The sequence below is a fragment of the Aquipseudomonas alcaligenes NBRC 14159 genome (assembly GCF_000467105.1).
GTDB lineage: Bacteria > Pseudomonadota > Gammaproteobacteria > Pseudomonadales > Pseudomonadaceae > Aquipseudomonas > Aquipseudomonas alcaligenes.
On sequence record NZ_BATI01000016.1, the window covers coordinates 80843 to 104921 of the forward strand.

Sequence of the window (24079 nt, forward strand, 5' to 3'; positions counted from 1 at the left end):
CATTTACTACATGTAAATTCCGCTTCCTCAGCCGCTTCCGCCTTGTCTTTCTCTAGCTCGCGAGATCGTAAACGAGTTCTGCGCGGCGCTGACCGGCGGAAAGAAAAGGGTGGCTACGGCCACCCTTTTTCATTGGTGCTGCCGCTACAATGCCGGAACCCGCTGCTGCACTGTCGGTCGAAGCGAACCGCCGTGTCTGCGCGGCTCTCATTCTCAAGGAGTTCTGCATGCGTAACCTGATTCTCAGTGCCGCCTTCGCCGGCCTCAGCCTGCTGGGCCTGAACGCCCAGGCCGAGAACATCGAAGCCGGTCGCCAGTACGAGGAGCTGAGCAACCCGGTACCGGTATCGCAGCCGGGCAAGATCGAGGTGGTCGAGCTGTTCTGGTATGGCTGCCCGCACTGCTACCAGTTCGAACCGACCCTCAATCCGTGGATCAAGACGCTGCCGGCCGACGTCAACTTCGTGCGTATCCCGGCGCTGTTCGGCGGCATCTGGGATGTTCACGGGCAGCTGTTCATCACGCTGGAGTCCATGGGTGTCGAGCAGCGCGTGCATGACGCCGTGTTCAACGCCATCCACAACGAGAAGCGCAAGCTGGCCACTGCCGAAGAGATGGCCGAGTTCCTCGCGGCTCATGGCATCGACAAGAGCAAGTTCCTCAGCACCTTCAACTCCTTCGCGGTGAAGGGTCAGATGGCCAAGGCCAAGAAGCTGGCGGTTGCCTACCAGATCAGCGGCGTTCCGGTGCTGATCGTCGGCGGCAAGTACCGCTTCGACATCCGCAGCTCGGGTGGCCCGCAGGAAACCCTGCAGGTTGCCGACTTCCTGATCCAGAAAGAGCGTTCCGCCAACTGAGACCCTCGCCATGTTGCGCCGCTGGAGTTCCGGGCGTTCCGCGGGCCTGCGCCAGGCGCAGGTCAACGGCCTTTGCCCGGACTCTGGCGGTCACGCGGGTGACGGGCGCCTGCGCCTGCTCAGCTTCAACATCCAGGTTGGCATCAGCACCGAACGCTATCGCCATTACCTGACCCGCGGCTGGCAGCACCTGCTGCCGCACCACGGCCGTGCCGGCAACCTGCAGCGCATCGGCGCCCTGCTGGCTGACTACGATCTGGTCGCCCTGCAGGAGGTGGATGGCGGTAGCCTGCGCTCCGGCTACATCAACCAGGTCGAGCGCCTGGCCGAGCTGGGGGCCTTTCCCTACTGGTACCAGCAGCTCAACCGCGATCTCGGGCGCCTGGCCCAGCACAGCAACGGCGTGCTCAGCCGCCTGCGTCCCGACCTGGTGGAAGACCATCCGCTGCCCGGCCCGCCCGGCCGCGGCGCCATACTCGTGCGTTTCGGTGAAGGTGCCGATGCCCTGGCGGTGGTCAACCTGCACCTGGCGCTCGGCGCGCGGACCCGCACGCGCCAGCTGGCCTATGTGCGCGAGCTGATCGAGCGCTATCGCCATGTGGTGCTGATGGGCGACATGAATACCCATGCCGTCGATCTCCTGCAGCATTCGCCGCTGCGTGATCTCGGCCTGGTCGCGCCGCAGGTTGCCGCGACGTTCCCCAGCTGGCGGCCGCAGCGTTGCCTCGACCACATCCTGCTCAGCTCTGAGCTGGTGCTGGAGCGGGTCGAGGTCCTCAGCCTGCCGATTTCCGACCATTTGCCGGTGGCGGTGGATATCCGCCTGCCGGGTGCCCTCAACCTGCCTATGCTGTAGTGGTTTTGCCACTGGATCGCCACCATGACCGATGATGCCCAGCGCTGGAAAGCCAAATACCTGAAGAGCCTGGAACAGCAGGAACTGCAGGAGAAGCTCTGGAATGAACGTCTCGACCTGCTGCGGCGTGGTCTGGTGCGCAGCTCGCTGGCCGCCGAGGGCAGTGACAAGGCGGTCGACCAGTGCATGCAGGAGCTGCGCGAGCTGATCCGTGGCGAGCAGATGGACAGCGGCCTCTCGGCGCTGATCCCGCGCCTGGAGAAGGCGGTGCTGGACTCCGAGCAGCGCCGCCAGCAGCGCATCGAGCAGAACATCGCCGGCATTACCGACCTGACCCAGCAATTGCTCGCCCTCGATCCGCCACGCGAGGTGCGCAAGGCGCTCAAGCAGTTCGCCAAGCGCATCGACGAGCGCGCCAGCCAGTCGCGCGAGATGCCGGCGCTGCTGGCCGAACTGAGCAGCCTGCAGGGCAAGACGCTGACGGTGCTGGGCAGTGCACCGGTCGAACGCCCCGGGCTGCTGCAGCGTCTGTTCGGCGGTGGCCGCGACGAGGCAGTCGCCGAGGCACCAGCAGCCCAGCCGCAAGCCCAGGCGCCCGCGCCGATCATGCCGGATGACGAAGACGACGAGCCGGCGCCTGCTGCCGTGGCCGCCGCGCCGCCGCTCCCGGCTTCCGCCGCGCCCACTGCCGAGGTGGCGCCTCCTGCTGCGGTGGCGGAACCCACCCCTGCGGCGCGTCCGCTGGCGCCGCTGCCGGCGGCCGTCGCCAGCCTGGACAGCCTGCCGCTGGATGCCCGCATCCTCACCGGCGAGGGCGATCCCTCCTTTGCCCTGCCGGAATCCCCCGAGCCGGGGTACAGCGCGGTAGCACCACATGTGGCGCAGAGCCTGCTGGGCCTGCTCGACGAGCTGGAGTTGCCGGCGCACCACCAGCCGCAGGGCGAGGCCCTGCGCGAGCGGGTGCGCGGCGGGCTGAACTGGTACGAGCTGGTGCCGGTGCTGGACGACCTGGCCGTGCTGGTCCTGGCGCTGAGCGACAGCGGTCAGCGCGAGTTCGCCGTCTACCTCAAGCAGCTCAACGAACGCCTGGCGGCTTTCATCGACACCCTGGGGCAGGCTCACGAGGGTTACAGCGAGTCGGTGGAGAGCGCGCGCAGCTTCAACCGCGAGCTGCGCGAGCAGGTCAGCGGCCTGCAGGCCAGCGTGCAGGAGGCTGCCGACCTGGCCAGCCTCAAGCAGGCCCTGGAGCAACGCCTGGACGGTCTGCTGAGCACGGTGATCGAGCACCAGCGCCAGCGCGAGGGGCGCGAGGAGGAGGTGGCCCGGCGCCTGCAGGCACTAGCGCAGAAGGTCAGTGAGATGGAGGGCGAAGCCCAGGGCTTCCGCGAGCATATCGAGGAGCAGCGGCAGAAGGCGCTCACCGACCCGCTCACCGGCCTGGCCAACCGTGCCGGCTGGAGCGAACGCCTGGAGCTGGAGGTGGCGCGCTGGAAGCGCTATGGCGGTGATCTGCTGCTGGCGGTGCTGGACATCGACCACTTCAAACGGATCAACGATGGCTACGGCCACCTGGCCGGCGACAAGGTGCTGAAGATCATCGCCGGCGAGCTCAGCAAGCGCCTGCGCAAGACCGACTTTCTCGCCCGCTTCGGCGGCGAGGAATTCGTCCTGCTGCTGCCCGGCACACCGCTGGAGGGTGGCCAGCAACTGCTGGAGACACTGCGTGCGGGGGTCGAGTCCTGCCCCTTCCACTTCCGTGGCGAGCCGGTGACCATCACCCTGTCTTCCGGCCTTACCGCCTTCGCCACTGGCGACAGCGGCGAGGCCGCTTTCGCGCGTGCCGACCAGGCGCTGTACAAGGCCAAGCGCGAGGGGCGCAACCGCATCGAGCTGGGCTGAGCGGCGGCCAGCGCGGCGCGTTTTGGCGCAGCCCTCGGCGCCGGATAGACTGTGAGCCTCTCGAGGAGCTGTTCATGGATATTTTCGGCGTTGCCGTTCTGGTTTTTCTGGTCACCGACCCCTTCGGCAACATTGCCATCTACCTGGCTGCGCTGAAGAACGTCGCGCCCGAGCGGCGCATGCGCGTGGCCCTGCGCGAGCTGCTGCTGGCCCTGGCGCTGCTGATGCTGTTCCTCACCTTCGGTGACAAGATTCTCAGCGGTCTGGGCCTGTCGCGTGAGTCCACCGCCATCGCCGGCGGCATCATCCTGTTCGTGATCGCCATGCGCCTGATCTTCCCGCGTCCGGAGGGGGTGCTCGGCGACCTGCCCGATGGCGAGCCGCTGCTGGTACCGCTGGCCACCCCGGCGGTGGCCGGGCCCTCGGCGCTGGCCGTGCTGCTGACCCTGCGCAGTACCTATGACGGCCCGATCTGGGAGCTGTACCTGGCCGTCGGCCTGGCCTGGCTGGCCACCGCCAGCATCCTGCTGCAGGCCTCCTGGCTGCAGAAGTTCCTCGGTCCGCGCGGCCTCACCGCCGTCGAGCGCCTGACCGGCATGCTGCTGATCATGCTCAGCGTCGATATGCTGCTGGACAATCTGCAGAGCATCCTGCATATCGCGCCCTGAGTTCAGAACAGGCAGTCGCCCTACCGATGAAATTCCTTCGCCTCGCCCTCTGCGCCCTGCTTCTCGCCGGGTGCGCCGGCACGCCGTCAATCGATGACAGCTACACCGCGCGTGGTCAGAGCAGCCGGGTGCAGTACATCGTGCTGCACTACACCTCCACCGACTTCACCCGCTCGCTGGCGCTGCTGACCCAGGGCGAGGTCAGCGCCCACTACCTGATCGGCGAGGGCTCGGCCAAGGTCTACCGCCTGGTCGACGAGAACCGCCGTGCCTGGCATGCCGGCGACAGCAGCTGGCAGGGACGCACCTGGTTGAACGCCAGTACCCTCGGTATCGAACTGGTCAACCAGGGTTACGTCGAAGGGCCCGACGGCCGCCACTGGCAGCCCTATGACGAAGCGCAGATCCAGGCGCTGATCGCCCTGCTCAAGGATCTGGTCAAGCGTCACGACCTGCCGATCGACAGCATCATCGGTCACAGCGACGTGGCGCCGCAGCGCAAGGTCGACCCCGGCCCGCTGTTCCCCTGGCAGCGCCTGGCCGAGGCCGGGCTGATCCGCTGGCCGGACGCGGCGCAGGTGGCCAGCCGGCGCGGCGAGTTCGAGCGGGCCCTGCCGGATGCCCTGTGGTTCCAGCAGCAGCTGGCCAAGGTCGGCTTCAGCCTGGCCTTCAGCGGCCAGTTCGACGAACAGACCCGCAACGTGCTGGCGGCCTTCCAGATGAAGTACCGCCCGGCCCGCTACGATGGACTGGCGGATGCCGAAACGGCAGCGATACTCGCCGTACTGAACAACATTCCCTGAGCGAGGAACGACCATGGGCAAAGGATTGCGGCGCTGGCTTCGACCCTTGCCCTTAGGCCTGCTGGCGGCCCTGCTGAGTGCCCTGGTGCTGCTGCCGACCCTGCTCGGGGTGGCGGACTGGCAGGCTGGCCGGGCCGAGCAGCGTGATCTGGAGCTGCTGCGCCAGCACAGCGCGCAACGCATTGGCGATTTCTTCGCCAGCCTCTACGCCAGCCTCGAGCGCGTCGAGGCCCTGAGTGCCGAGCGTTGCACTGCGGCCTCGCGCGACGAGCTGCAGCAACGCGCCGCCGCCGAACTGTTCGTGGTCGGCTTCAGTCGTACCCTGCCCGATGGCCGCAGCTGCCGCACGCTGCGCCTGCCTTCGGCGCAGGCCCTGCAGGACTACCGCCACTGGCGCCTCGACGATGTGGATATCTGGTGGCAGCCACAGCGCCTGCAGGACCCGCTGCAGCCGTCGCTGGTGCTGGGCCGCGGCGAGGTCAAGGTGGCCAGCAGCCTGCGCTTCCTGTGGGCGTTGATGCAGATGCCGGCCGGGACCGACAGTCGCCTGATCGGGCCGGATGGCCAGGTGCTCGACCTGGAAGGTGAGACATCCCTGCTCGGGGTGTCCGAGGGCCGCCTGTTGCAGTATCCGCAGACGCTGCAGCATCGGGACGGGCGCACCCACCTGCTGGGCGCCGGAGATCGTTTCGGCCTGCGCCTGCTGATCAGCCGTGCCGACCAGCAGCTGCTCGAACAGCGCCGGACATTGAGGGCGCTATGGTCGGTTGCCGGCCTGCTGCTTGCGGCGCTGCTGGGCTGGCTGGTGGCCCTACTGCTGCGCCGCGACCAGTCGCTGGCGCGCGCGCTGGAGCAGGCGCTGCGGCGCGATGAGTTCGAGCTGGACTACCAACCGCTGGTGGACCTGGCCAGTGGCCGCTGCGTGGGCGCCGAGGCGCTGCTGCGCTGGCGTCGCGCCGATGGCCAGCGGGTGCGCCCGGACCTGTTCATCCCGCAGGCCGAGGACAGCGGGCAGATCACCGCGATCACCCGCTGGGTGATCCGCCAGGTACTGCAGGAGCAGGGCGAGCTGCTGCGCCAGCATCCCCAGCTGTATATCTCGGTGAACCTGGCGGCGGCGGACCTAGTCGAGGCGCGTTTCCCGGCCGAGGCGAAGGCGGCGCTGCAGGCCGCCGGGGTGCCGCCCGCGCAGCTGGTCTACGAGGTCACCGAGCGTGGGCTGGTCGACCCGCAGCGCGCCGTGGCCGTGCTCGAACCGCTGCGCCAGGCCGGCCATCGCATCGCCATCGACGACTTCGGCACCGGCTATTCCAGCCTCTCCTACCTGCAGCAGCTGCCGGTGGACGTGCTGAAGATCGACAAGAGCTTCGTCGATGCCCTGGGCACCGAGGCCGCCAGCAGCCCGGTGGCGCCGCACATCATCGCCATGGCGCGGGCACTGGGGCTGAAGGTGATCGCCGAGGGGGTCGAGCAGGCCGAGCAGGCGCGTCTGCTGGCCGAACTGGGCGCGCATATCGGCCAGGGCTGGCTGTTCGCCAAGCCGCTGTCCGCCGAGGCCTTCCGCGCCTTCGTCGCGGCGCACTGATCAGCCCGGCGGCAGGCAGCCGATCAGCCGCGAGTCGGCCAGGGCCGCCGTGCGGTGGACGGTGGCGGCGCGATACTCGGGGTCGGCGAGCATGCCGAGGAAGGCCGCCTTCAAGGGGTAGCGCACCAGCAGCAGCTCGTCCCACTGTTCGCCCGCGGGGGCGATCAGCGCCACCTGCGCGGCCGCCAGCAGCTCGACCCTGCCGCCCACGCCCTGCACCTTGGCCAGGGCCGTGCGGCTGTAGCGCCGATAGGCCTCGCGTCCGCTGCAGGGGGCGTGCTCGCTGGCGGCCGGGTAGTCGGCCGCCTCGCGGTAGCGCAGCAGGTTGAGCATCAGGATCGGCGCATCGTCCGGCATCTGCTCGGCAAAGGCGGCCAACTGTTCGCGACTGGGGTTGAGGCTGGGCATGGCAGGCTCCTGGTCGGGTTTGCTGCCCAGCCTCCGCTACCGGCGGGGTCGGTCGCAAGCTCCATTCAGGGCGTGGATGGCGCCTCCCCCAGATCCCGCAGCCAGCGGCTGAGCAGGCGCGGTTCATCGAACACCAGGCCCGCGGGCGTTTCCCGCACGCGCTGGATCATGTTGTCGCCGAACAGCTGCTTGCCCTGCACGAAGTGCTCGCCGGCGACCTGGTTGGGATTCTCCACCCGCTGGCCGAGGCGCTCGGCCAGCCACAGCCCGGCCTCGTGGTGGCTGATCCACTGTTCCTGGCGCAGTGACTCCAGGGCCGCCTCCGGCGCCTCGCGCGCCAGCACCATCACCGGCACCTCGGCGACCTGCGGCAGCAGGTCGTTGTGGCCCCAGCGCCCGCCTTCGCCCAGCAGCTGGCCGTGGTCGCCGGTGATCAGCAGGTAGCGCTCGCCCTGCAGCTGGTCGAAGCGAGCGATGACTTCGGCGAGCACGTCATCCAGGTAGCCGATGGCGTTGTCGTAGGCGTTGCGCTGGCGTTCCTCGCGCGGCAGGGTCGGGTCGACCGGCCAGCTCGGCAGCGGCTCGTTGTGCTGGTCGTAGTTCTCCTCGTAGGGCAGGTGCGCGGTGCGCAGGTTGATCACGGCGAAATTGCGCTCGCCCCAGCGCTGCTCGCCGAGCAGGTCGACCAGGGCGTGGTCGTGGCGCTTGAGGAACAGCAGCGGGTGGTCCTCGCGGGTGACGCTGACGTCCAGGTGGCGGCTGCCCAGGTGGCTGAGCAGCTTGGACTCCTGGGCCGACAGCCAGTGGGTGCGGAAGCCGCTGGTGCGGGCCAGGGCGAACAGGTTGTGCGGCTGCTCGCGCAGCAGCTCGGGCTGGCCGGGTTCGCGGATCAGGTTGAGCAGCATCGGCAGGCTGACCGCCGTGGCCACCCCGGAGGCGATGCCCGGCCGCGCCAGCAGTGCGCCCTCGGCCTGCAGGCGGCTGAGGGTCGGGGTAGTGTCGCGTTCGTGACCGAACAGGCCGAGGCGGTCGGTGCGCAGCGAGTCCGCCACCACCACCCAGACGTGCTTGGCACCACTGGCCACCGGGGTGACCCGGTAGGGCACGAACGGCGCCTTGGGCAACGTTTCGGCCGGGCGGAAGGCCAGGCGCACGCCATAGAAGGCGAAGGCGTTGAAGCTGTTGTGCAGGCCGCTGCGGGTCGGCCCGGGGAGGAACGAGCTGTAGTCGCGGTAGGTGGCGCGCCAGGGCTTGGCCGCCAGCACCAGGACGATGATCAGCAGGGCCCAGCGGCTCTGCGGCAGGCGCACGTGCCGTGGCAGCCACAGGTGCAGGGCCAGCAGCAGGCCGTAGGGCAGCAGCACCGTGGGCAGCACGTGCCAGTGGTCGGCGAAGCTGGCCCAGCCGGTTTCGCGCACCTCGGCGAAGTCGGCGAACAGGCTGACGATGTCCGGCGCCGCCAGCGGCTCGCCGAAGAACGACACATGGCTGAGCTGGATCAGCTGCATGCCGGCCAGCAGCACCAGCAGGCTCGCCACCAGGCGCGGCATGCCGCACAGCCACAGGCCCAGGGCGAACAGCCAGACCACCACCACGAAGCGCGCTTCGAGCTCGGCCTGGTTGGCGCTGGTGAAGAGTTGCTGGATGAAGTCGTCGGCCATCAGCAGGCCGGCGCTCAGGGTGCTCAGCAGGAGCAGGCGCGGCAGGGCGAGGGACCAGGGCAGGCGATGGGAGGACGTATCGGGAGCCAAGGCGGCAAGCGACATGGGGTACTACTCGATAGTGGCGGATCGCCAACAGAGTGCTCCGCCTTGCGCCGGGTTCCCGCCCGGCTTGTTACCGGAGTTTGCCGCGCGGGCCCGCCACCCGCGCGGCGCACCCGTCAGGGCTGGAAGGCGCGGGCGTCGCGGGCCCAGACGTCCAGCGCCGGCTTGAGGGTGTTCAGCGACAGCTGTTCGCTGTCGTTCTCCAGCTCCAGGCCGTGGCCCTTGCGTACCACCCGCACCATCGGCTGGCTGGTGCGCGCGTCCAGCGCCTCCAGCTCGACGTAGATCTCGGTGTTCTTGTCGCGGGTGCCGGCGGCGGTGTTGGCGGCGGCCAGCACCAGGGCGATGGGAATCACCTCGTAGGGCTTGAGGCCTTCGGTGGAGACGCTGACCGCGGTGATCGCGCTGCGCAGCACCAGGCTGTCGGCGTTGGGCTGGTCGACCACGGTCATGCGGCTCTGCAGCTCGCGGCGCATGGACTGGTGCAGGTAGTTGGCGACCTGGTCGAGGGTGGCCTGGCTGACCTGTGCACTGGGGGTCGGCGCGGGATAGAACACCGGCTTCTCGATATACACCGAGCGATAGCTGGTGGCCTTGTAGTCGGGCGAGACCCAGCGCAGCACCGGCGCGCCGCTGGCCGAGGTGGCCGGCTGCAGCTGCGAGTAGTCGCCGAGGAAACCGGAATACTGCGAGGGCTGGGTGGTCTTGCTTGCGCAGCCGGCCAGCAGCAGGCCGGCTGCGAGGCCGAGAGACAGCATCAGTGTGGGTTTCATCCTTGCACTCCTAAGGGGTTGATAAGCGCTTTAACTCTAGTCGCTTATAGCAGACTGGCAGGTGCGCCTTGCAGTTTGGTGAAGCGCCGGGTGCCGGCTATCATCGCCGCCATCGATCGGGGGACTGACCATGCTCAACGGCCTGTGGCTGGGATTCTTCGTGGTGGCCGCGCTGGCCGCCACGCTGCGCTGGATAGGCGGCGACGTCACAGTATGGGCGGCCATGGTCGAGAGCCTGTTCGCCATGGCCAAGGTTTCGGTCGAGCTGATGGTGGTGCTGTTCGGCACCCTGACCCTGTGGCTGGGCTTCCTGCGCATCGCCGAACAGGCCGGCTTGGTCGACCTGCTCGGCCGCGCCCTCGGCCCGCTGTTCGCCCGGCTGATGCCCGAGGTGCCGCGCGGCCATCCGGCGCTGGGGCTGATCACCCTCAACTTCGCCGCCAACGGCCTGGGTCTGGACAACGCCGCCACGCCGATCGGCCTCAAGGCGATGAAGGCGCTGCAGGAGCTCAACCCCAGCGCCACGGTGGCGAGCAACGCGCAGATCCTGTTCCTGGTGCTCAACGCCTCGTCGCTGACCCTGCTGCCGGTGTCGATCTTCATGTACCGCGTGCAGCAGGGCGCCGAGGACCCGACCCTGGTGTTCCTGCCGATCCTGCTGGCCACCAGTGCCTCGACCCTGGCCGGCCTGCTGTCGGTGGCGCTGATGCAGCGCCTGCGCCTGTGGGACCCGGTGGTGCTGGCCTACCTGATTCCCGGCGCCCTGCTGCTGGGGGCTTTCATGGCGCTGCTGGCGGGCCTCAGCGCGGTGGCGCTGAAGGAGCTGTCGTCGCTGCTCGGCAACCTGACCCTGTTCGGCCTGATCTTCCTCTTCGTGCTGGTCGGCTGGCTGCGCAAGGTGCCGGTCTACGAAACCTTCGTCGAGGGCGCCAAGGAAGGCTTCGACGTGGCCAAGAACCTGCTGCCGTACCTGGTCGCCATGCTCTGCGCGATCGGCGTGCTGCGCGCCTCCGGCGCTCTCGACATCGGCCTGGACGGCATCCGTGCGCTGATCGAGTGGGCCGGCTGGGACACTCGTTTCGTCGATGCCCTGCCCACCGCGCTGGTCAAGCCGTTCTCCGGCAGCGCGGCGCGCGCCATGCTCATCGAGACCATGCAGACCCACGGCGTCGACAGCTTCCCGGCGCTGGTGGCGGCGACCATCCAGGGCAGCACCGAGACCACCTTCTACGTGCTGGCCGTGTACTTCGGCGCGGTCGGCATCCAGCGTGCCCGTCACGCGGTCGGCTGTGCGCTGGTGGCCGACCTGGCCGGGGTGCTGGCGGCCATTGGCGTGTGCTACTGGTTCTTCGGCTGAGGCGCCGGGCGGCTCAACTTTTGCGCCGCGCGGACGCTAACCTGGGTATGTAGTCTCGCCTGCCTGGAGTACCCATGTCCCTTCGCAATATCTCTGTGCGTGCCCGCAATCTGCTGGGCTTCGGCCTGCTGGGCCTGATCCTGCTGGTCACCGGCGGGGTGGCGCTCAAGGAAATCCAGGGGCTCAAGCACGAAGTGCTGGAGATGCGTGACGAATGGATGCTGGGCCTGGACTGGGTCGCGCAGATGAAGTCCGACCGGCAGAACATCCGCCTCAAGGAAAGTCTGGTGCTGACCCTGCCGGACCAGGTCGACAGCCTGGCCGGCGACATCGACACCTTCCTCGGCTCGGTGCACAGCATCGAGCAGAAGTACGGCGCCGAGATCGTCTACGAGCATGACCGGCGGGCCTTCAATGCCTACCTGGAGGCGACGCGCCAGTACGAGCAGGCGCTGCGCAAGGTGCTGGACTCGACGCGGGCCGGCGAGCCCGACCTGGCCAGCGTGGGCGCCAGCCTGCAGGCCTATAACGCCATGATGGAGGCGCTCGAGGCGGTGTCGCAGCTCAACCGCGAGGGCGCGCAGAAGGCTGGCGTGCAGGCCGAGCAACAGGCCGAGCGCGCGGTGCTGATGTTCTCCCTGCTGCTCGGCGCCGGTCTGCTGCTGACCCTGATCACCGCCTGGTTGCTGAGTCACAGCATTACCGGTCCGCTGGTAGAGCTGAAGGCGCTGGCGGCGCGCATCGCCGGTGGCGACCTGAGCCAGCCGGTGCGCTGCGAGGGGGCCGACGAGATCACCGACGTGCAGCATTCCCTGGAGCAGATGCAGTCCAGCCTGCGCGGCACCCTGCAGGCCATCCAGACCTCGGCGACCCAGCTGGCCGCCGCCGCCGAGGAAATGCACGCGATCACCGAGCAGACCTCGCAGGGCATCCACCGGCAGAACGGCGAGATTCAGATGGCCGCTACCGCCGTCAACGAGATGTCCGCCGCCGTGGAAGAAGTGGCGCGCAACGCCAACCACACCTCCGATGCTTCGCGCGAGGCGGAGCAGAGCGCCGAGACCGGGCGCCGCCAGGTCAGCGTGACCCGCGACACCATCGTGCAGCTGACCGGCAAGCTGGAAGGCACTTCGCAGGTGATCAGCCGCCTGGCCCAGGAGGCGCTATCGATTGGCCAGGTGCTGGAAGTGATCCGCACCATCGCCGAGCAGACCAACCTACTGGCCCTCAATGCCGCCATCGAGGCGGCGCGTGCGGGTGACCAGGGTCGTGGTTTCGCCGTGGTCGCCGACGAGGTGCGCGCCCTGGCGCAGCGCACCCAGAGTTCGACCCAGGAGATCGAGCGCATGATCGGCGCGATCCAGAACGCCAGCCAGGAGTCGGTCGGCGCCATGCAGCAGAGCAGCGAGTTCGCCAGCCGCAGCCAGGCACTGGCCAGCGAGGCGGATCAGGCGCTGCAGCAGATCGCCGAACGGGTCGGCCAGATCAACGAGATGAACCTGGTGATCGCCAGCGCGGCCGAGGAGCAGGCGCAGGTGGCGCGCGAGGTGGACCGCAACCTGGTGGCCATCCGCGACATCGCCGAGCAGAGCGCCGATGGCGCCAGCCAGACCTCCAGCGCCAGCGATGAGCTGGCGCGCCTGGCCACCGACCTCAACGGCATGGTGCAGCGCTTCCGCCTCTGACCTACTTGAGCCCCAGGCGCACCGCCAGGCGGTGCAGGTTGGCGCGGTCCAGGCCCAGTTCGCGGGCGGCGGCGGCCCAGTTGTCCTGGTGGCGCGCCAGGGCCGCCAGGACCAGCTGGCGCTGGTAGGCATCGACCGCGCTGCGCAGGTCTACGATCACCGCACCCTCATCCGCCGACGCTGGCGGGTTGCCCGGCGCCGCCGGCAGCACGGCGGGGGCTCCCAGATCCAGATCGATGGCCTCCAGGCTGAGGATGCGCGGGCGTTCCGCCTGCCGCGCCAGCGCCTTGAGCGCGGCCCGGCCGAGCAGGTGTTCCAGCTCACGTACGTTACCCGGCCAATGGTGTGCCAGTAGCGCCGCCTGGGCCTCGGCGCTCAGGCGCAGGCCGCGCAGGTGCAGGCGCGCGCGGTTCTGTTCGAGGAAGTGCCCGGCCAGTAGCAGGGCATCACGGACGCGCTCGCGCAGTGGCGGCACCTGCAGCGGGTAGACGCTGAGGCGGTGATAGAGATCGGCGCGGAAGCGCCCGGCGCGCACTTCCTCGGCCAGGTCGCGGTTGGTCGCGGCGAGGATGCGCACATCCACCCGGTGCTCGCGGTCCGAGCCCAGGCGCTGCAGCTGGCCGCTCTGCAGCACGCGCAGCAGCTTGGCCTGCACCGTCAGCGGCAGTTCACCGACTTCGTCGAGCAGCAGGGTGCCGCCGTCGGCCAGCTCGAACTTGCCGCTGCGCTCGCCACTGGCGCCGGTGAAGGCGCCGCGCACATGGCCGAACAGTTCGCTTTCCACCAGTTGGTCCGGCAGGGCCGCGCAGTTGATGCTGATCAGCGGCTTGCCGGCGCGTGCCGAGCGGGCATGGATGGCCTGCGCCACCAGTTCCTTGCCGACGCCGGTTTCGCCGGTGATCAGCACGGTCAGGTCACTGCCGGCGACCGTGTCGATCTCCGCCAGCAGGCGCCGGTGCGCGGCGCTCTGGCCGATCAGTTCGGCAGCGCCGGCCTGCCCGGCCATCTCGCGAAAGCGTGCGGCCAGCTGGCGCTCGGCTTCGGCGCGCTGGGCCAGGCCGAGCAGGCGGTCGTTGGCCTTGACCGAGGCCGCGGCCAGGCGGGCGAAGGCATCCAGGTTGTCCAGGTCGTTCTGCGCGAAGCTGCCGGGGCGCAGGCTGTCCAGCGTCAGCAGGCCCCAGGGACGCTCGTCAATGTACAGCGGGCAGCCCAGGCAGTCGTGCACTTCGAGCTGGCCGACATGTTCCTCGACCAGGCCGTCGTAGGGGTCGGGCAACTGGCTATCGGCGGCGAAGCGGGTCGGTCGCCGCTCGGCCAGCAGCGCGGCGAAGCGCGGGTGTTCGGCCACGGCGAAGCGCCGTCCGAGGGTATCCGGGCTGAGACCGTCCACCGCCAGTGGTACCAGCTGCTCGCCCTCCAGGCGCAGCAGCGCGGTGGCGTCGCAGGGGATCAGCGCGCGCAGGGCGCTGAGCAGGCGCCGGTAACGTTCCGCTTCGACCAGCTCACGACTGAGATCGTCGACCAGCGGTAGCAGGGCCTGCAGCAGTGGATGGGTTGTCATTCCGACTCCGTGAAGTCTTATCGACAGCGCAATTGATGCTGTCGATAAGACTCTATGTAAATTAACTGATTGATTTATATGGAAAATAATTCTGGCACGATTCCTGGTATGCCAAGGGCAGAATAACCCTGCGTGCAAGAGGATCTTATATGTTGTCCAACGAACACATCGCCATCGTCAAGTCCACGGTGCCCCTGCTGGAAGCCGGCGGCGAGGCGCTGACCACCCACTTCTACCGCATCATGCTCGCCGAGTACCCGCAGGTGCGCCCGCTGTTCAACCAGGCGCACCAGGCCAGCGGCGACCAGCCGCGCGCGCTGGCCAATGGCGTGCTGATGTACGCCAAGCACATCGATCGCCTGCAGGCGCTCGGCCCGCTGGTTGGGCAGATCGTGCAGAAGCACGTATCGCTGCAGATCCTCCCCGAGCACTACCCGATCGTCGGCAGCTGCCTGCTGCGCGCCATCCGCGAGGTGCTCGGCGCCGAGGTGGCGACCGACGCGGTGATCGCCGCCTGGGCTGCCGCATACGGGCAGCTGGCCGACCTGCTGATCGGCGCCGAGGAGGAGGTCTATGCCGCCACCGCACGGGCGACTGGCGGCTGGCGCGGCGGGCGTGCCTTCCGCGTGGTGGGCAAGGTGCGCGAGAGCGAGGAGATCACCTCCTTCCACCTGCAGCCAGCCGATGGCGGCGCCCTGCTCGACTTCATTCCCGGCCAGTACATCGGCCTGCGCCTGTGCCTGGATGGCGAAGAGGTGCGGCGCAACTACTCGCTGTCGCAGGCGGCGAACGGCCACGAGTACCGCATCAGCGTCAAGCGCGAGCCCGGTGGCCGGGTCTCCAGCCATCTGCATGAGCAGGTGCGCGAGGGCGATGAGCTGGAGCTGTTTGCCCCGGCCGGCGATTTCACCCTGAGTGCCTCGCGCAAGCCGCTGGTGCTGATCAGTGCCGGCGTCGGCATCACTCCGCTGCTGGCCATGTTGGAGGCGGCGCTGCCCAGCGGTCGACCGATCCGCTTCATCCACTGCGCGCGGCATGCCGGGGTGCAGGCCTTCGCCGCCCATGTCGATGCGCTGGCCGCGGCCCATCCGCAACTGCAGCGCTTCTACTGCCTGGAGCAGGCGCGAGCCGGCGACGGCGCCGATGCCCATGGCCGCCTGAGCCTTGAGCTGCTGCAGCGCTGGCTGCCGGCCGAGCGCGATGTGGATGCCTACTTCCTCGGCCCGAAACCCTTCATGGCCATGCTCAAGCGCCACTTGCGCGAGCTCGGGGTGCCTGAGGCGCAGGCGCGCTACGAGTTCTTCGGCCCGGCCGCCGCGCTGCAGGACTGAACGCCTGGCCGGCCGCGCCGGCCGCGCGCTGCAGGCCGGATGGGTCTATGGTTGTGAAAGGCATACGCCTGTCTTCATGCGGGTGACCGACCATGAACAACTGGACCATTCGGACAAGGCTGTTCGTCCTCATCGTCCTGATGATGGCGGGCAGCCTGGCCATCGGCGCCGCCGGCCTCACCGGCCTGCGCGGTGTGCTCGACGGCCTCAACAGCGTCTACCTGGATCGCGTGGTGCCGCTGCGCGACCTCAAGCTGATTTCCGACCTCTACGCGGTGAATATCGTCGACGCCAGCCACAAGGCGCGCGACGGCGGCATGGCGCCGACCGAGGCGGCGCGCCAGGTGCAGGACGCGCAGCAGCGCATCCAGCAGATCTGGAAGGCCTACCTGGCCACCAGCCTGATCGACGACGAAAAGCGCCTGATCGCCCAGATCGAGCCGCTGATGCAGAAGGCCGATGAGCCGCTGAGACGACTCGGAACCCTGCTCGCCGCCGGTGACCAGCAGGCCCTGGCGAGCTTCACCGCCAAGGAGCTGTATCCCTCCATCGACCCGCTGTCCGAGCAGTTCGCCAAGCTGATCGAGGTGCAGCTGCACGAGTCCGAGCGCCAGTACCAGGCCGGCGTGGCGTTGTACCAGCGCAACTTCAATCTGGTCGCCGGGCTGCTCGCGCTGCTGCTGATCGGCGGCGGCCTGCAGGCCTGGTCGATGAGCCGCGGCATCAACCTGCGCCTGTCCGAGCTGCGCGAGGTGGTGGCGCGCAATGCCGCCGGTGACCTGCGCGAGCCGGTGCAGTGCAGCGGTAGCGACGAGATCACCGCCGTGCAGGCCTCCTTCAAACAGATGCAGGAGAGCCTGCGCGACACCCTGCAGGGCATCCAGAGCGCCGCCACCCAGCTGGCCTCGGCCGCTGAGGAGCTGCATGCGGTCACCGAGGATTCGTCCCAGGGCATCACCCGGCAGAACGACGAGATCGAGATGGCCGCCACCGCCGTGACCGAGATGTCCGCCGCCGTGGACGAGGTGGCGCGCAACGCCAACCTCACCTCCGACTCTTCGCGCGAGGCGGAGCAGAGCGCCGAGGCCGGGCGCCAGCAGGTGAGCACCACGCGCAGCACCATCGACCAGCTCAGCCAGCGCCTGGAGAACACCTCCAGCACCATCGCCCGCCTGGCCGAGGAGGCCATTGCCATCGGCCGCGTGCTGGAAGTGATCCGTACCATCGCCGAGCAGACCAACCTGCTGGCGCTGAACGCCGCCATCGAGGCGGCACGCGCTGGCGACCAGGGTCGCGGTTTCGCCGTGGTCGCCGACGAGGTGCGCGCCCTGGCGCAGCGCACGCAGAGCTCGACCCAGGAAATCGAACGGATGATCAGCGCGATCCAGAGCGCCAGCCGCGAGTCGGTCGACGCCATGGGCGAGAGCAGCACCTACGCCAGCCGCAGCAGCGCCATGGCCAGCGAGGCGGACAACGCGCTGGAGCAGATCGCCCAGCGGGTCAGCCAGATCAACGAGATGAACCTGGTGATCGCCAGTGCCGCCGAGGAACAGGCGCAGGTGGCGCGCGAGGTCGATCGCAATTTGGTGGCCATTCGCGACATCGCCGCACAGAACGCCACCGGCGCCCACGAGACCTCGGTGGCCAGCGACCAGCTGGCACGCCTGGCCACCGACCTCAACGGCATGGTGCAGCGCTTCCGCCTCTAGGTGGCGGCCGCCTGGCTGCTGCAGCCCGGGACCGGACGGCGACTCCGCCCCGGATTGCCTACGGGCGGACGGTGCCGGCCTGGTCGGTCACGACAAAGCGCAGCACGCCGATCTGCTGCCCGGCCTCGGTGACCACCTGCACCTGCCAGTCGCCGGCGGCCTGCGCCGGGAAGTTGCGCTTGTGCGTCCAGGCCCGGTAACCGGCCTTGCGCCCGCCGTGGATATCCAGGGCGATGCGGTCCATCTCCACGCCGTCGCGCTTCCACACGTGGTAGATGCGCTCGTTGAGGCCACGTGGCGCGCTGATCGCGGTGTAGGCGTAAAGCCCAGCCTGGCGCAGCTGGGCGACCTCGACCCGCTCCAGGCTGCGCCCGGGGTTGCGCTGCTGCAGTTCGGCGGTGACCGCCACCTGGGTCAGCCACAGGGTCACCGGTGGCACCCAGGGCCGCGCCAGCCAGGCGCCCAGGCCGAGCGTCAGGAGCAGGCCGGCCAGCACCGGCCAGCGCCACCAGCGCTGGATGCGCAGGCTGCTGCCGAGGCTGGGCAGCGCCACTACCAGGGCCACGCCCAGGGCCAGGCGATAGCTCTCGGCGGTGGTCAGGTGGACGATCAGCGGCAGCGCCACCAGCAGTACGGCGAACAGCGCCAGGGTGTGGAAGCTCAGGTACAGCCAGCGCCGCGCGGCCAGCCACTTGTAGTACAGCGGGTCGGTGATGGCGAGCAGCGCGGCGGCGCCGAGCAGGCCGGTGAACAGCGCCTGGCCGCTGTTCCAGGCGGTGGTGACGAAGAAAAACGGCAGGGCGAAGAACAGGCTTTCCTGGTGGATCAGCTGGGTCAGGTAGCGCAGCAGCAGCGGTGGCACCTCGATGCCCAGCCAGCGCGTCGCGCTGCGGGTCAGCAGGCCCTCGAGCAGCAGCCAGGCCCAGCTCAGCAGCATCAGCACGGCGATCACCTTGCCCACCCCGGCCTGGCGGTCGACCAGGATGAAGCTGGCCACGCCGGAGCAGAAGCCGAAGGCGGCGATCAGCCCGGGGTAGCGTTGCAGCAGGGCGAGCAGGCGGAGCAGGTGGGGCTTCCAGTGCGGCATCGGGGAGCGCGAGGTGGTGACGACAGGGGCGGCAGGATACCAGCCGCCCCGCGTGCCGTCAGGCCGCGTCTCAACGCTGTGTCTGCGGGTCGCCGGGCGCTGGCGCCAGAGCCTCCAGCTGGGCGTAGGCGCTGCTGCAGAACAGCGAGTTGAGGCGCTTCATGTCGGCGATCAGCTCCAGATGCAGGGCGCTGGTCTCGATGCTCTGCACCACCTGCTGGGCCAGGCGGTCGACATGGGCATGGGCCAGGCGGCGCTCCTCCTGGCGGAAGCGCTGCTTCTCCTCCAGCAGGCGGCGGGCGTTGTCGCGGTTGCCGTTGAGGAACACGTTGAGGCCCAGGCGCAGGTTGCCGGCAAGCAGGCCGTGCAGGGTGGTCAGCTCGGCCAGGCCGTCGCTGGAGAAGTGGTGGCGGGCGCGCTTGTGGCTGTCCAGCTTGCCTGCCATCTGTTCGATCAGGTCGCCGGCGTGTTCCAGGTTCACCGCCAGCTCGATGATCTCGGCCCAGCGCCGGCTGTCGTGGGCCGGCAGGTAGTCGCGTGGCATCTGCGCCAGGTACAGCTTGACCGCGCCGTACAGGGCATCGACGTCGTCGTCGAGCTTGCGCACCTGCTGCGCGGCCTCGGCCGAATCGGCACGCAGCACCTCCAGCAGGTGGGCGAGCATCTGCTCGACCAGATCGCCGATGCGCAGGGTTTCGCGCACCGCGTTGGCCAGTGCCAGGCTCGGTGTGTCCAGCGCCGCGCGGTCGAGGTGGCGCGGCTTGGCCACGCCGTTGTCCTGCACCCGTTCGGGCAGCAGCAGGCTGCACAGGCGCGCCATCAGCCCCACGCTGGGCAGCATCAGCAGGCAGCGCAGGCTGTTGTAGGCGAGGTGGAAGGTAATCACCAGGTTGGCCGCCGACCAGCCCAGCCCGCTCATCCAGTGCACCAGCGGCTCAACCAGGGGCAGCACCAGCAGCAGGCCGAGCAGCTTGTACAGCAGGCTGCCGAGTGCCACGCGGCGGCCGGCGGCGGACTGCATGCTGCTGCTCAGCAGGGCCAGCACGCCGCTGCCGACATTGGCGCCGATGACCAAGCCGATCGCCACCGGCAGGCTGATCATGCCGCTGCCGGCCAGCGTCGCGGTGAGCAGCACGGCGGCCAGGCTGGAATAGGTGAGGATGGCGAACAGCGCGCCGACCAGGGCGTCCAGCAGCAGGTCGCCGGTCAGCGAGGCGAACAGCGCCTCGATGCTGTTGGATTCGGCGATCGGCCGCGCCGCCTCGACGATCAGTTGCAGGGCCAGCAGGAGCAGGCCGAGGCCGATGGCCACGCGGCCGATTTGCCCGGCGCGGCTCTGCTTGCGCGAGAGGAACAGGACCACTCCAGCGCAGATCAGCAGCGGCGACAGCCAGGCCAGGTCGAGGGTCAGCACCCGCGCCATCAGCGCCGTGCCGACATCGGCGCCGAGCATGATCGCCAGCGCCGGTGGCAGCGCCATCAGGCCCTGGGCGACGAACGAAGTGACCAGCAGGGCGGTGGCGTTGCTGCTCTGCACCAGGGCGGTGACGCCGATGCCGGCGGCGAACGCCTGCGGGCGGCGGGCCACGCTGTGGCTGAGGATGCGCCGCAGCTGCGAGCCGTACACGCGCAGGATGCCGGTGCGCACGATGTGGGTGCCCCACACCAGCAGGGCGATGGCAGACAGCAGGTTGAGCAGGGTGAGCATGGCGCAGCCTCGTGGCTCGCTCTTCTTCTAGGTGCGGTTTCCCGACGCCCTCCCGTTTGCTGTCAGTGTAGATCGCCGGCGGGCGCGGCGACGCCCGCTTCAGCCGCGTTGCGCATTGCCGCGAAACTGCTCGGCGAGCAGCTGCAGGCGCTCGACCAGGCTGGCCACGTGCTCGGCGCTGTGGCGGCTGCGGCCGCTGGCGGCCACCGTGCTCTGCCCGGCCTCGCGGATGCCGTCGAGGTTGCGCTGGATGTCCTCGCCCACCGCGCTCTGCTCCTCCACCGCGGTGGCGATCTGCAGGCTCATGCCGCTGATGGCCTCTACCTGCAGGTTGATCCCGCTCAGCGCCTCGGCCGCCTGCAGGGCGTTGTCGACGCTGCCCTCGGCCTGCATCTGGCTGCGCTGCATGGCGGCTACCGCCGCCGTGGTGCCCTGCTGCAGGCGCTCGATGATGGTCTGGATCTGCGCGGTGGATTGCTGGGTGCGGCTGGCCAGCCCGCGCACTTCGTCGGCCACCACGGCGAAGCCGCGTCCGGCCTCGCCGGCGCGCGCCGCCTCGATGGCGGCGTTGAGCGCCAGCAGGTTGGTCTGCTCGGCGATGCCGTGGATCACCTCGATGACCTGGTCGATCTCCTGGCTGTGCGCCTGCAGGCGCTGGATCACCTGATTACCCTGCAGCACCTCGTCGGCCAGCGCGGCGATCTGCCGGCGGGTCTGCTCCACCTGGCGCAGGCCGCTGTCGGTGGCCTGGTTGGCCTCGGCGGCGCTGGCGCTGAGCTGGGCATGGCGCGCCACCTCCTGCACGCTGGCGGCCAGCTGCTCCACCGCGCTGGCCACCTGCTCGGTCTCGCGCTGCTGCTGCACGCTGGCGCCGCGGCTGCAGTCCACCGCCGCCGCCAGTTCGCCAACATCCTCGTTGAGCTGGCGCGCCGAGTCGGCGATGCGCCCGACCATGGCGCCCGATTCCGCCTCCAGGCTGCGCAGGGCGAAGGCGATCTGCCCGAAGCTGTCGTTGCGGCCGCAGTATACCCACTGGCTCAGCGGGTTGTCGGCGATGCGCCGGGCCTCGCGGCTCAGCGCCACCAGCGGTTGCAGGCGCCAGCGCACCAGGGCGGCCAGGCCGGCGCCGAACAGTGCGCCGCCGCCCAGGGCCGGCAGCAGCGGCAGAGCGCCGGCCAGCCCGAGCAACAGCGCAGCGGCGAGCGGCGCCGCACCCACCAGCAGGGCCAGGCTGCTGGCGCTGTCCAGGCGTGGCCGGCGCAGCACGCGTGGCGTGCGGCCGGCGCTCAGCTCGGCATACAGCGGCTCGGCGCGGGCCACCCGCTGCGCGCCGGCCTGGCTGCGCACCGACTGGTACTCCACCACCGCGCCGTCGCGGATCACCGGCGTGGCGAAGGCGCTGACCCAGTAGTGGTCGCCGTTCTTGCAGCGGTTCTTCACCAGGCCCATCCACGAACGGCCGGCCTTGAGCGTACGCCACAGGTCGGCGAAGGCCGCCGGCGGCATGTCCGGATGGCGCACCAGGTTGTGGCTGCGGCCGAGCAGCTCGTCTTCTTCATAGCCGCTGATGGCGATGAAGTCCGGGTTGACGTAGGTGATCACGCCCTTCAGGTCGGTGGTCGAAAGGATGTTGGCGCGCGGGCCCACCGCGACCTCGCGCTGGCTGACCGGCAGGTTGATTTTCATGCTTGAGAGTCCTGGCAGGGTTGGCTAGCAGATCGTTCGGGCAGCAGGCACCAGAGTCCTTCGAAGCAGTCCTCGCCGGCGAACAGGCGCTGCAGCTCGGCGGCCGGGCGCGGCCGGCTGAACCAGTAGCCCTGGGCCAGGCTGCAGCGCTCGCGGCGCAGGAAGTCGAGGTGCTCGTCGCGCTCCACGCCCTCGGCCACCACCTCCAGGCCGAGGCTGCGACCCAGGCCGATGATGGCGCGGCTGATCGCCCGCGACTCGGCATCGCTGCCGCCGATGAAACTCTTGTCGACCTTGAGGATGTGCAGCGGGAAGCGCTTGAGATAGCCCAGCGAGGAATAGCCGGTGCCGAAGTCGTCCAGCGCCAGGCGCACGCCCAGGCTGCCCAGCTCGCGCAGGGCGATCAGGGTGCTGGTGCAGTCCTGCATCAGCTGGCTCTCGGTGATCTCCAGCACCAGGCTGGAGGGCGCCAGGCCGCTGTCCATGACGATGTCGGTGAGGCGGGCGACGAAGTCTTCCTGCTGCAGCTGGCGGCTGGACAGGTTGACCGCACAGCGCAGCTGGCCCTGCCCGGCCAGCTGCCAGGCGCGTACCTGGCGGCAGGCCTGGCGCAGTACCCAGTCGCCGACGCGGAGGATCTCGCCGGACTCTTCCAGCGAGGCGATGAACTCCTGTGGTGCGATCAGCCGCCCGGCATGTCGCCAGCGCAGCAGCGCCTCGACCCCGACCAGGCGCGACTGGCCCTGGTCGATGCGGCAGATCGGCTGGTAATGCAGGACGAACTCGTCGCGCTCCAGGGCCTGGCCCAGCGCGCTTTCCAGCTCCAGCTGGCGCCGTGCGGCGGCCTGCAGTTCCTGGCTGTAGCGGGCGAACTGCGCCTTGCCGGCCTGCTTGGCGCGGTACAGCGCCAGGTCGGCGGCCTGCAGCGCCTGCTCGGCAGCGGTGTGCGCCGGCAGCGTGGCGATGCCGATGCTGGCGCTGACCACCAGGGTCTGCTCGCCCAGGTGCAGCGGCTGGTGCAGGGTGTCGAGCATGCGCTGGGCGACCTGCTCGGCATCGCTGCCGCAGGCCAGGTCGGTGAGCAGCACGACGAACTCGTCGCCGCCGAAGCGCGCCAGGTGATCGCCGGGGCGCAGGCACTGCTGCAGGCGCCGGCCGACTTCCACCAGCACGCGGTCGCCGGTCTGATGGCCGAGGCTGTCGTTGATCAGCTTGAAGCGGTCGAGGTCGACGAACAGCAGCGCGGCCTCGCGCGCACCGGGCTTGCCGAGCTGCTGCAGGGCCTGCTGCAGCAGCTCGTCCAGGCGCAGGCGGTTGGCCAGGCCGGTCAGCGGATCGTGGCGGGCGGCGTGGCGCAGCTGCTGTTCCACCGCCTTGCGCGCGCTGATGTCGCTCTGCGAGCCGGCCATGCGCCGCTGGCCCTCGTGGTCGCGCTCGGCGACGCCGCGGGCCAGCACCCAGAGATAGCCGCCGTCCTGGCGGCGCAGGCGATATTCGTGGTGCAGCTGCGCGGTGCTGCCGGCCAGGTGGGCGTCGATGGCCTGGCGCAGGCCCGGCAGGTCGTCCGGGTGGACCCGCGAGAGCCAGGCCGCGCTGCTCTCGCCGAGGCCGTCGCGGCTGAGGCCGAGCATGCCGGCCCAGCGCTCCGAGACGTACAGCCGGTCGTGCTCCAGGTGCCAGTCCCACAGACCGTCGTGGGCGCCGCGCAGGGCGCGGGCAAAGCGCGCCTCGCTGTCTTCCAGGGCCTGACGCTGGGCGGCGCCGTAGGTGTCGATGGCCAGGGTCATGTCGAAGAACACCGCCTTGAGCAGGCTGGCGAACAGCGCCTGCTGCGGGTGGGCGGCGAACAGCTCGTGGCTCATCTGTTCCAGGTACAGGCGGTAGGCGGCCAGGTACCACTTGGGCTCGACCCCGGCGCGCTGGTGGATCAGGCCGACATGCAGGCGCCCGGTCAGGTAGTCGCGGTCGTAGGGGCCGTGCCACAGGCGCTGGTAGTAGTCGAGCTGGCGGTGCTTGAGGCGTGTCAGCACCTGTTCGGCAGCGAGCAGGCCGGCCGGCCCGGGAAAGGTCCCGAGGTGCTGGTAGAGGCGCTCGACGAACTGCCGGTGCGCCCCGTCCATCGCCGCCGCGGCCTGGTTCAGCCGCTCGCCATCGCGCGCCTGCCAGTCGAGCAGGCGGCAGCGCTCGTCGACTTCCTCGCGGTCCAGGCCGATGCGGCGCATCAGCTGGCGCAGTACTTGCGCTGAATCCATGACATTCCCTTTTTGCGTTGTTGTTTTTCTGCGGGCACAAAAAAAGCGCCGCACGGCGCATTCGGCTGAATGCGACGTCGCGGCGCTT

18 protein-coding genes are annotated in these 24079 nt (G+C 69.4%); 10 read left to right on the plus strand and 8 right to left on the minus strand.

Annotated features, from left to right (window positions below; translation table 11 throughout):
• Nucleotides 1–227: 227 nt before the first annotated feature.
• The 6 genes from PA6_RS10545 to PA6_RS10570 all read left to right on the plus strand — a co-directional run bounded on the left by PA6_RS10545 (nucleotide 228) and on the right by PA6_RS10570 (nucleotide 6668).
• Nucleotides 228–857: a thiol:disulfide interchange protein DsbA/DsbL gene (locus PA6_RS10545; RefSeq protein ID WP_021700903.1), complete on the plus strand. Its 630-nt coding sequence runs from the start codon at nucleotides 228–230 to the stop codon at nucleotides 855–857.
• Nucleotides 858–867: 10 nt separating this feature from the next.
• Nucleotides 868–1713, plus strand: coding sequence for an endonuclease/exonuclease/phosphatase family protein (locus PA6_RS10550; protein ID WP_021700904.1), 846 nt, complete (start codon nucleotides 868–870; stop codon nucleotides 1711–1713).
• A gap of 24 nt (nucleotides 1714–1737) precedes the next feature.
• Complete coding sequence (locus PA6_RS10555) at nucleotides 1738–3612, plus strand: GGDEF domain-containing protein (protein WP_021700905.1); 1875 nt, start codon at nucleotides 1738–1740, stop codon at nucleotides 3610–3612.
• A 74-nt stretch (nucleotides 3613–3686) separates the two neighbouring features.
• Nucleotides 3687–4280, plus strand: coding sequence for a MarC family protein (locus PA6_RS10560; RefSeq protein ID WP_021700906.1), 594 nt, complete (start codon nucleotides 3687–3689; stop codon nucleotides 4278–4280).
• A gap of 26 nt (nucleotides 4281–4306) precedes the next feature.
• Nucleotides 4307–5083, plus strand: a complete 777-nt coding sequence (locus PA6_RS10565) for an N-acetylmuramoyl-L-alanine amidase (RefSeq protein ID WP_021700907.1) — start codon at nucleotides 4307–4309, stop codon at nucleotides 5081–5083.
• 13 nt (nucleotides 5084–5096) lie between these two features.
• On the plus strand, nucleotides 5097–6668 hold the full coding sequence (locus tag PA6_RS10570) for an EAL domain-containing protein (RefSeq protein ID WP_021700908.1): 1572 nt from the start codon (nucleotides 5097–5099) through the stop codon (nucleotides 6666–6668).
• Here PA6_RS10570 and PA6_RS10575 read toward each other — a convergent pair whose 3' ends face one another.
• From PA6_RS10575 to PA6_RS10585, 3 genes are all read right to left on the minus strand, one after another.
• On the minus strand, nucleotides 6669–7076 hold the full coding sequence (locus PA6_RS10575; protein WP_021700909.1) for a DUF1330 domain-containing protein: 408 nt from the start codon (nucleotides 7074–7076) through the stop codon (nucleotides 6669–6671).
• Between the two features lie 65 nt (nucleotides 7077–7141).
• A complete protein-coding gene (locus tag PA6_RS10580; RefSeq protein ID WP_021700910.1) occupies nucleotides 7142–8842 on the minus strand; it encodes a sulfatase-like hydrolase/transferase in 1701 nt (566 codons plus the stop codon).
• A 116-nt stretch (nucleotides 8843–8958) separates the two neighbouring features.
• Nucleotides 8959–9615, minus strand: a complete 657-nt coding sequence (locus tag PA6_RS10585) for a DUF3313 domain-containing protein (RefSeq protein ID WP_021700911.1) — start codon at nucleotides 9613–9615, stop codon at nucleotides 8959–8961.
• 130 nt (nucleotides 9616–9745) lie between these two features.
• Between PA6_RS10585 and PA6_RS10590 the strand changes: the two genes are divergently transcribed.
• Together PA6_RS10590 and PA6_RS10595 are read left to right on the plus strand one after the other, a co-directional pair.
• Nucleotides 9746–10972, plus strand: coding sequence for a nucleoside recognition domain-containing protein (locus PA6_RS10590; protein WP_021700912.1), 1227 nt, complete (start codon nucleotides 9746–9748; stop codon nucleotides 10970–10972).
• A 74-nt stretch (nucleotides 10973–11046) separates the two neighbouring features.
• The gene (locus PA6_RS10595; RefSeq protein ID WP_021700913.1) at nucleotides 11047–12657 is read left to right on the plus strand and encodes a methyl-accepting chemotaxis protein; all 1611 of its coding nucleotides are present in this window, start codon (nucleotides 11047–11049) and stop codon (nucleotides 12655–12657) included.
• A gap of 1 nt (nucleotide 12658) precedes the next feature.
• On the opposite strand, the gene norR is transcribed toward PA6_RS10595, so the two are convergent.
• Nucleotides 12659–14218, minus strand: a complete 1560-nt coding sequence (norR, locus tag PA6_RS10600; protein WP_021700914.1) for a nitric oxide reductase transcriptional regulator NorR — start codon at nucleotides 14216–14218, stop codon at nucleotides 12659–12661.
• 149 nt (nucleotides 14219–14367) lie between these two features.
• Here norR and hmpA point away from each other — a divergent pair, with 149 nt between their 5' ends.
• Nucleotides 14368–15549, plus strand: coding sequence for an NO-inducible flavohemoprotein (gene hmpA, locus PA6_RS10605; RefSeq protein ID WP_021700915.1), 1182 nt, complete (start codon nucleotides 14368–14370; stop codon nucleotides 15547–15549).
• Nucleotides 15550–15641: 92 nt separating this feature from the next.
• Nucleotides 15642–17258, plus strand: coding sequence for a methyl-accepting chemotaxis protein (locus tag PA6_RS24775; RefSeq protein WP_021700916.1), 1617 nt, complete (start codon nucleotides 15642–15644; stop codon nucleotides 17256–17258).
• A gap of 58 nt (nucleotides 17259–17316) precedes the next feature.
• On the opposite strand, the gene PA6_RS10615 is transcribed toward PA6_RS24775, so the two are convergent.
• From PA6_RS10615 to PA6_RS10630, 4 genes are all read right to left on the minus strand, one after another.
• On the minus strand, nucleotides 17317–18345 hold the full coding sequence (locus PA6_RS10615; RefSeq protein WP_021700917.1) for a DUF5924 family protein: 1029 nt from the start codon (nucleotides 18343–18345) through the stop codon (nucleotides 17317–17319).
• A gap of 70 nt (nucleotides 18346–18415) precedes the next feature.
• The gene (locus PA6_RS10620; RefSeq protein WP_021700918.1) at nucleotides 18416–20053 is read right to left on the minus strand and encodes a Na/Pi cotransporter family protein; all 1638 of its coding nucleotides are present in this window, start codon (nucleotides 20051–20053) and stop codon (nucleotides 18416–18418) included.
• Between the two features lie 99 nt (nucleotides 20054–20152).
• Nucleotides 20153–21739 carry a methyl-accepting chemotaxis protein gene (locus PA6_RS24780; protein ID WP_021700919.1) on the minus strand — a complete coding sequence of 529 codons (1587 nt, stop codon included), beginning with the start codon at nucleotides 21737–21739 and terminating at the stop codon, nucleotides 20153–20155.
• Nucleotides 21736–23991, minus strand: coding sequence for a putative bifunctional diguanylate cyclase/phosphodiesterase (locus PA6_RS10630; protein ID WP_021700920.1), 2256 nt, complete (start codon nucleotides 23989–23991; stop codon nucleotides 21736–21738). Before PA6_RS10630 ends, PA6_RS24780 begins: the two co-directional genes overlap by 4 nt.
• Nucleotides 23992–24079: the final 88 nt, after the last annotated feature.

Bases quoted from the DNA above. Each gene is read 5' to 3' on its own strand.
- PA6_RS10545 (WP_021700903.1), top strand. From the start codon at position 228: ATGCGTAACCTGATTCTCAGTGCCGCCTTCGCCGGCCTCAGCCTGCTG.
- PA6_RS10550 (WP_021700904.1), top strand. From the start codon at position 868: ATGTTGCGCCGCTGGAGTTCCGGGCGTTCCGCGGGCCTGCGCCAGGCG.
- PA6_RS10555 (WP_021700905.1), top strand. From the start codon at position 1,738: ATGACCGATGATGCCCAGCGCTGGAAAGCCAAATACCTGAAGAGCCTG.
- PA6_RS10560 (WP_021700906.1), top strand. From the start codon at position 3,687: ATGGATATTTTCGGCGTTGCCGTTCTGGTTTTTCTGGTCACCGACCCC.
- PA6_RS10565 (WP_021700907.1), top strand. From the start codon at position 4,307: ATGAAATTCCTTCGCCTCGCCCTCTGCGCCCTGCTTCTCGCCGGGTGC.
- PA6_RS10570 (WP_021700908.1), top strand. From the start codon at position 5,097: ATGGGCAAAGGATTGCGGCGCTGGCTTCGACCCTTGCCCTTAGGCCTG.
- PA6_RS10575 (WP_021700909.1), bottom strand. From the start codon at position 7,076: ATGCCCAGCCTCAACCCCAGTCGCGAACAGTTGGCCGCCTTTGCCGAG.
- PA6_RS10580 (WP_021700910.1), bottom strand. From the start codon at position 8,842: ATGTCGCTTGCCGCCTTGGCTCCCGATACGTCCTCCCATCGCCTGCCC.
- PA6_RS10585 (WP_021700911.1), bottom strand. From the start codon at position 9,615: ATGAAACCCACACTGATGCTGTCTCTCGGCCTCGCAGCCGGCCTGCTG.
- PA6_RS10590 (WP_021700912.1), top strand. From the start codon at position 9,746: ATGCTCAACGGCCTGTGGCTGGGATTCTTCGTGGTGGCCGCGCTGGCC.
- PA6_RS10595 (WP_021700913.1), top strand. From the start codon at position 11,047: ATGTCCCTTCGCAATATCTCTGTGCGTGCCCGCAATCTGCTGGGCTTC.
- norR (WP_021700914.1), bottom strand. From the start codon at position 14,218: ATGACAACCCATCCACTGCTGCAGGCCCTGCTACCGCTGGTCGACGAT.
- hmpA (WP_021700915.1), top strand. From the start codon at position 14,368: ATGTTGTCCAACGAACACATCGCCATCGTCAAGTCCACGGTGCCCCTG.
- PA6_RS24775 (WP_021700916.1), top strand. From the start codon at position 15,642: ATGAACAACTGGACCATTCGGACAAGGCTGTTCGTCCTCATCGTCCTG.
- PA6_RS10615 (WP_021700917.1), bottom strand. From the start codon at position 18,345: ATGCCGCACTGGAAGCCCCACCTGCTCCGCCTGCTCGCCCTGCTGCAA.
- PA6_RS10620 (WP_021700918.1), bottom strand. From the start codon at position 20,053: ATGCTCACCCTGCTCAACCTGCTGTCTGCCATCGCCCTGCTGGTGTGG.
- PA6_RS24780 (WP_021700919.1), bottom strand. From the start codon at position 21,739: ATGAAAATCAACCTGCCGGTCAGCCAGCGCGAGGTCGCGGTGGGCCCG.
- PA6_RS10630 (WP_021700920.1), bottom strand. From the start codon at position 23,991: ATGGATTCAGCGCAAGTACTGCGCCAGCTGATGCGCCGCATCGGCCTG.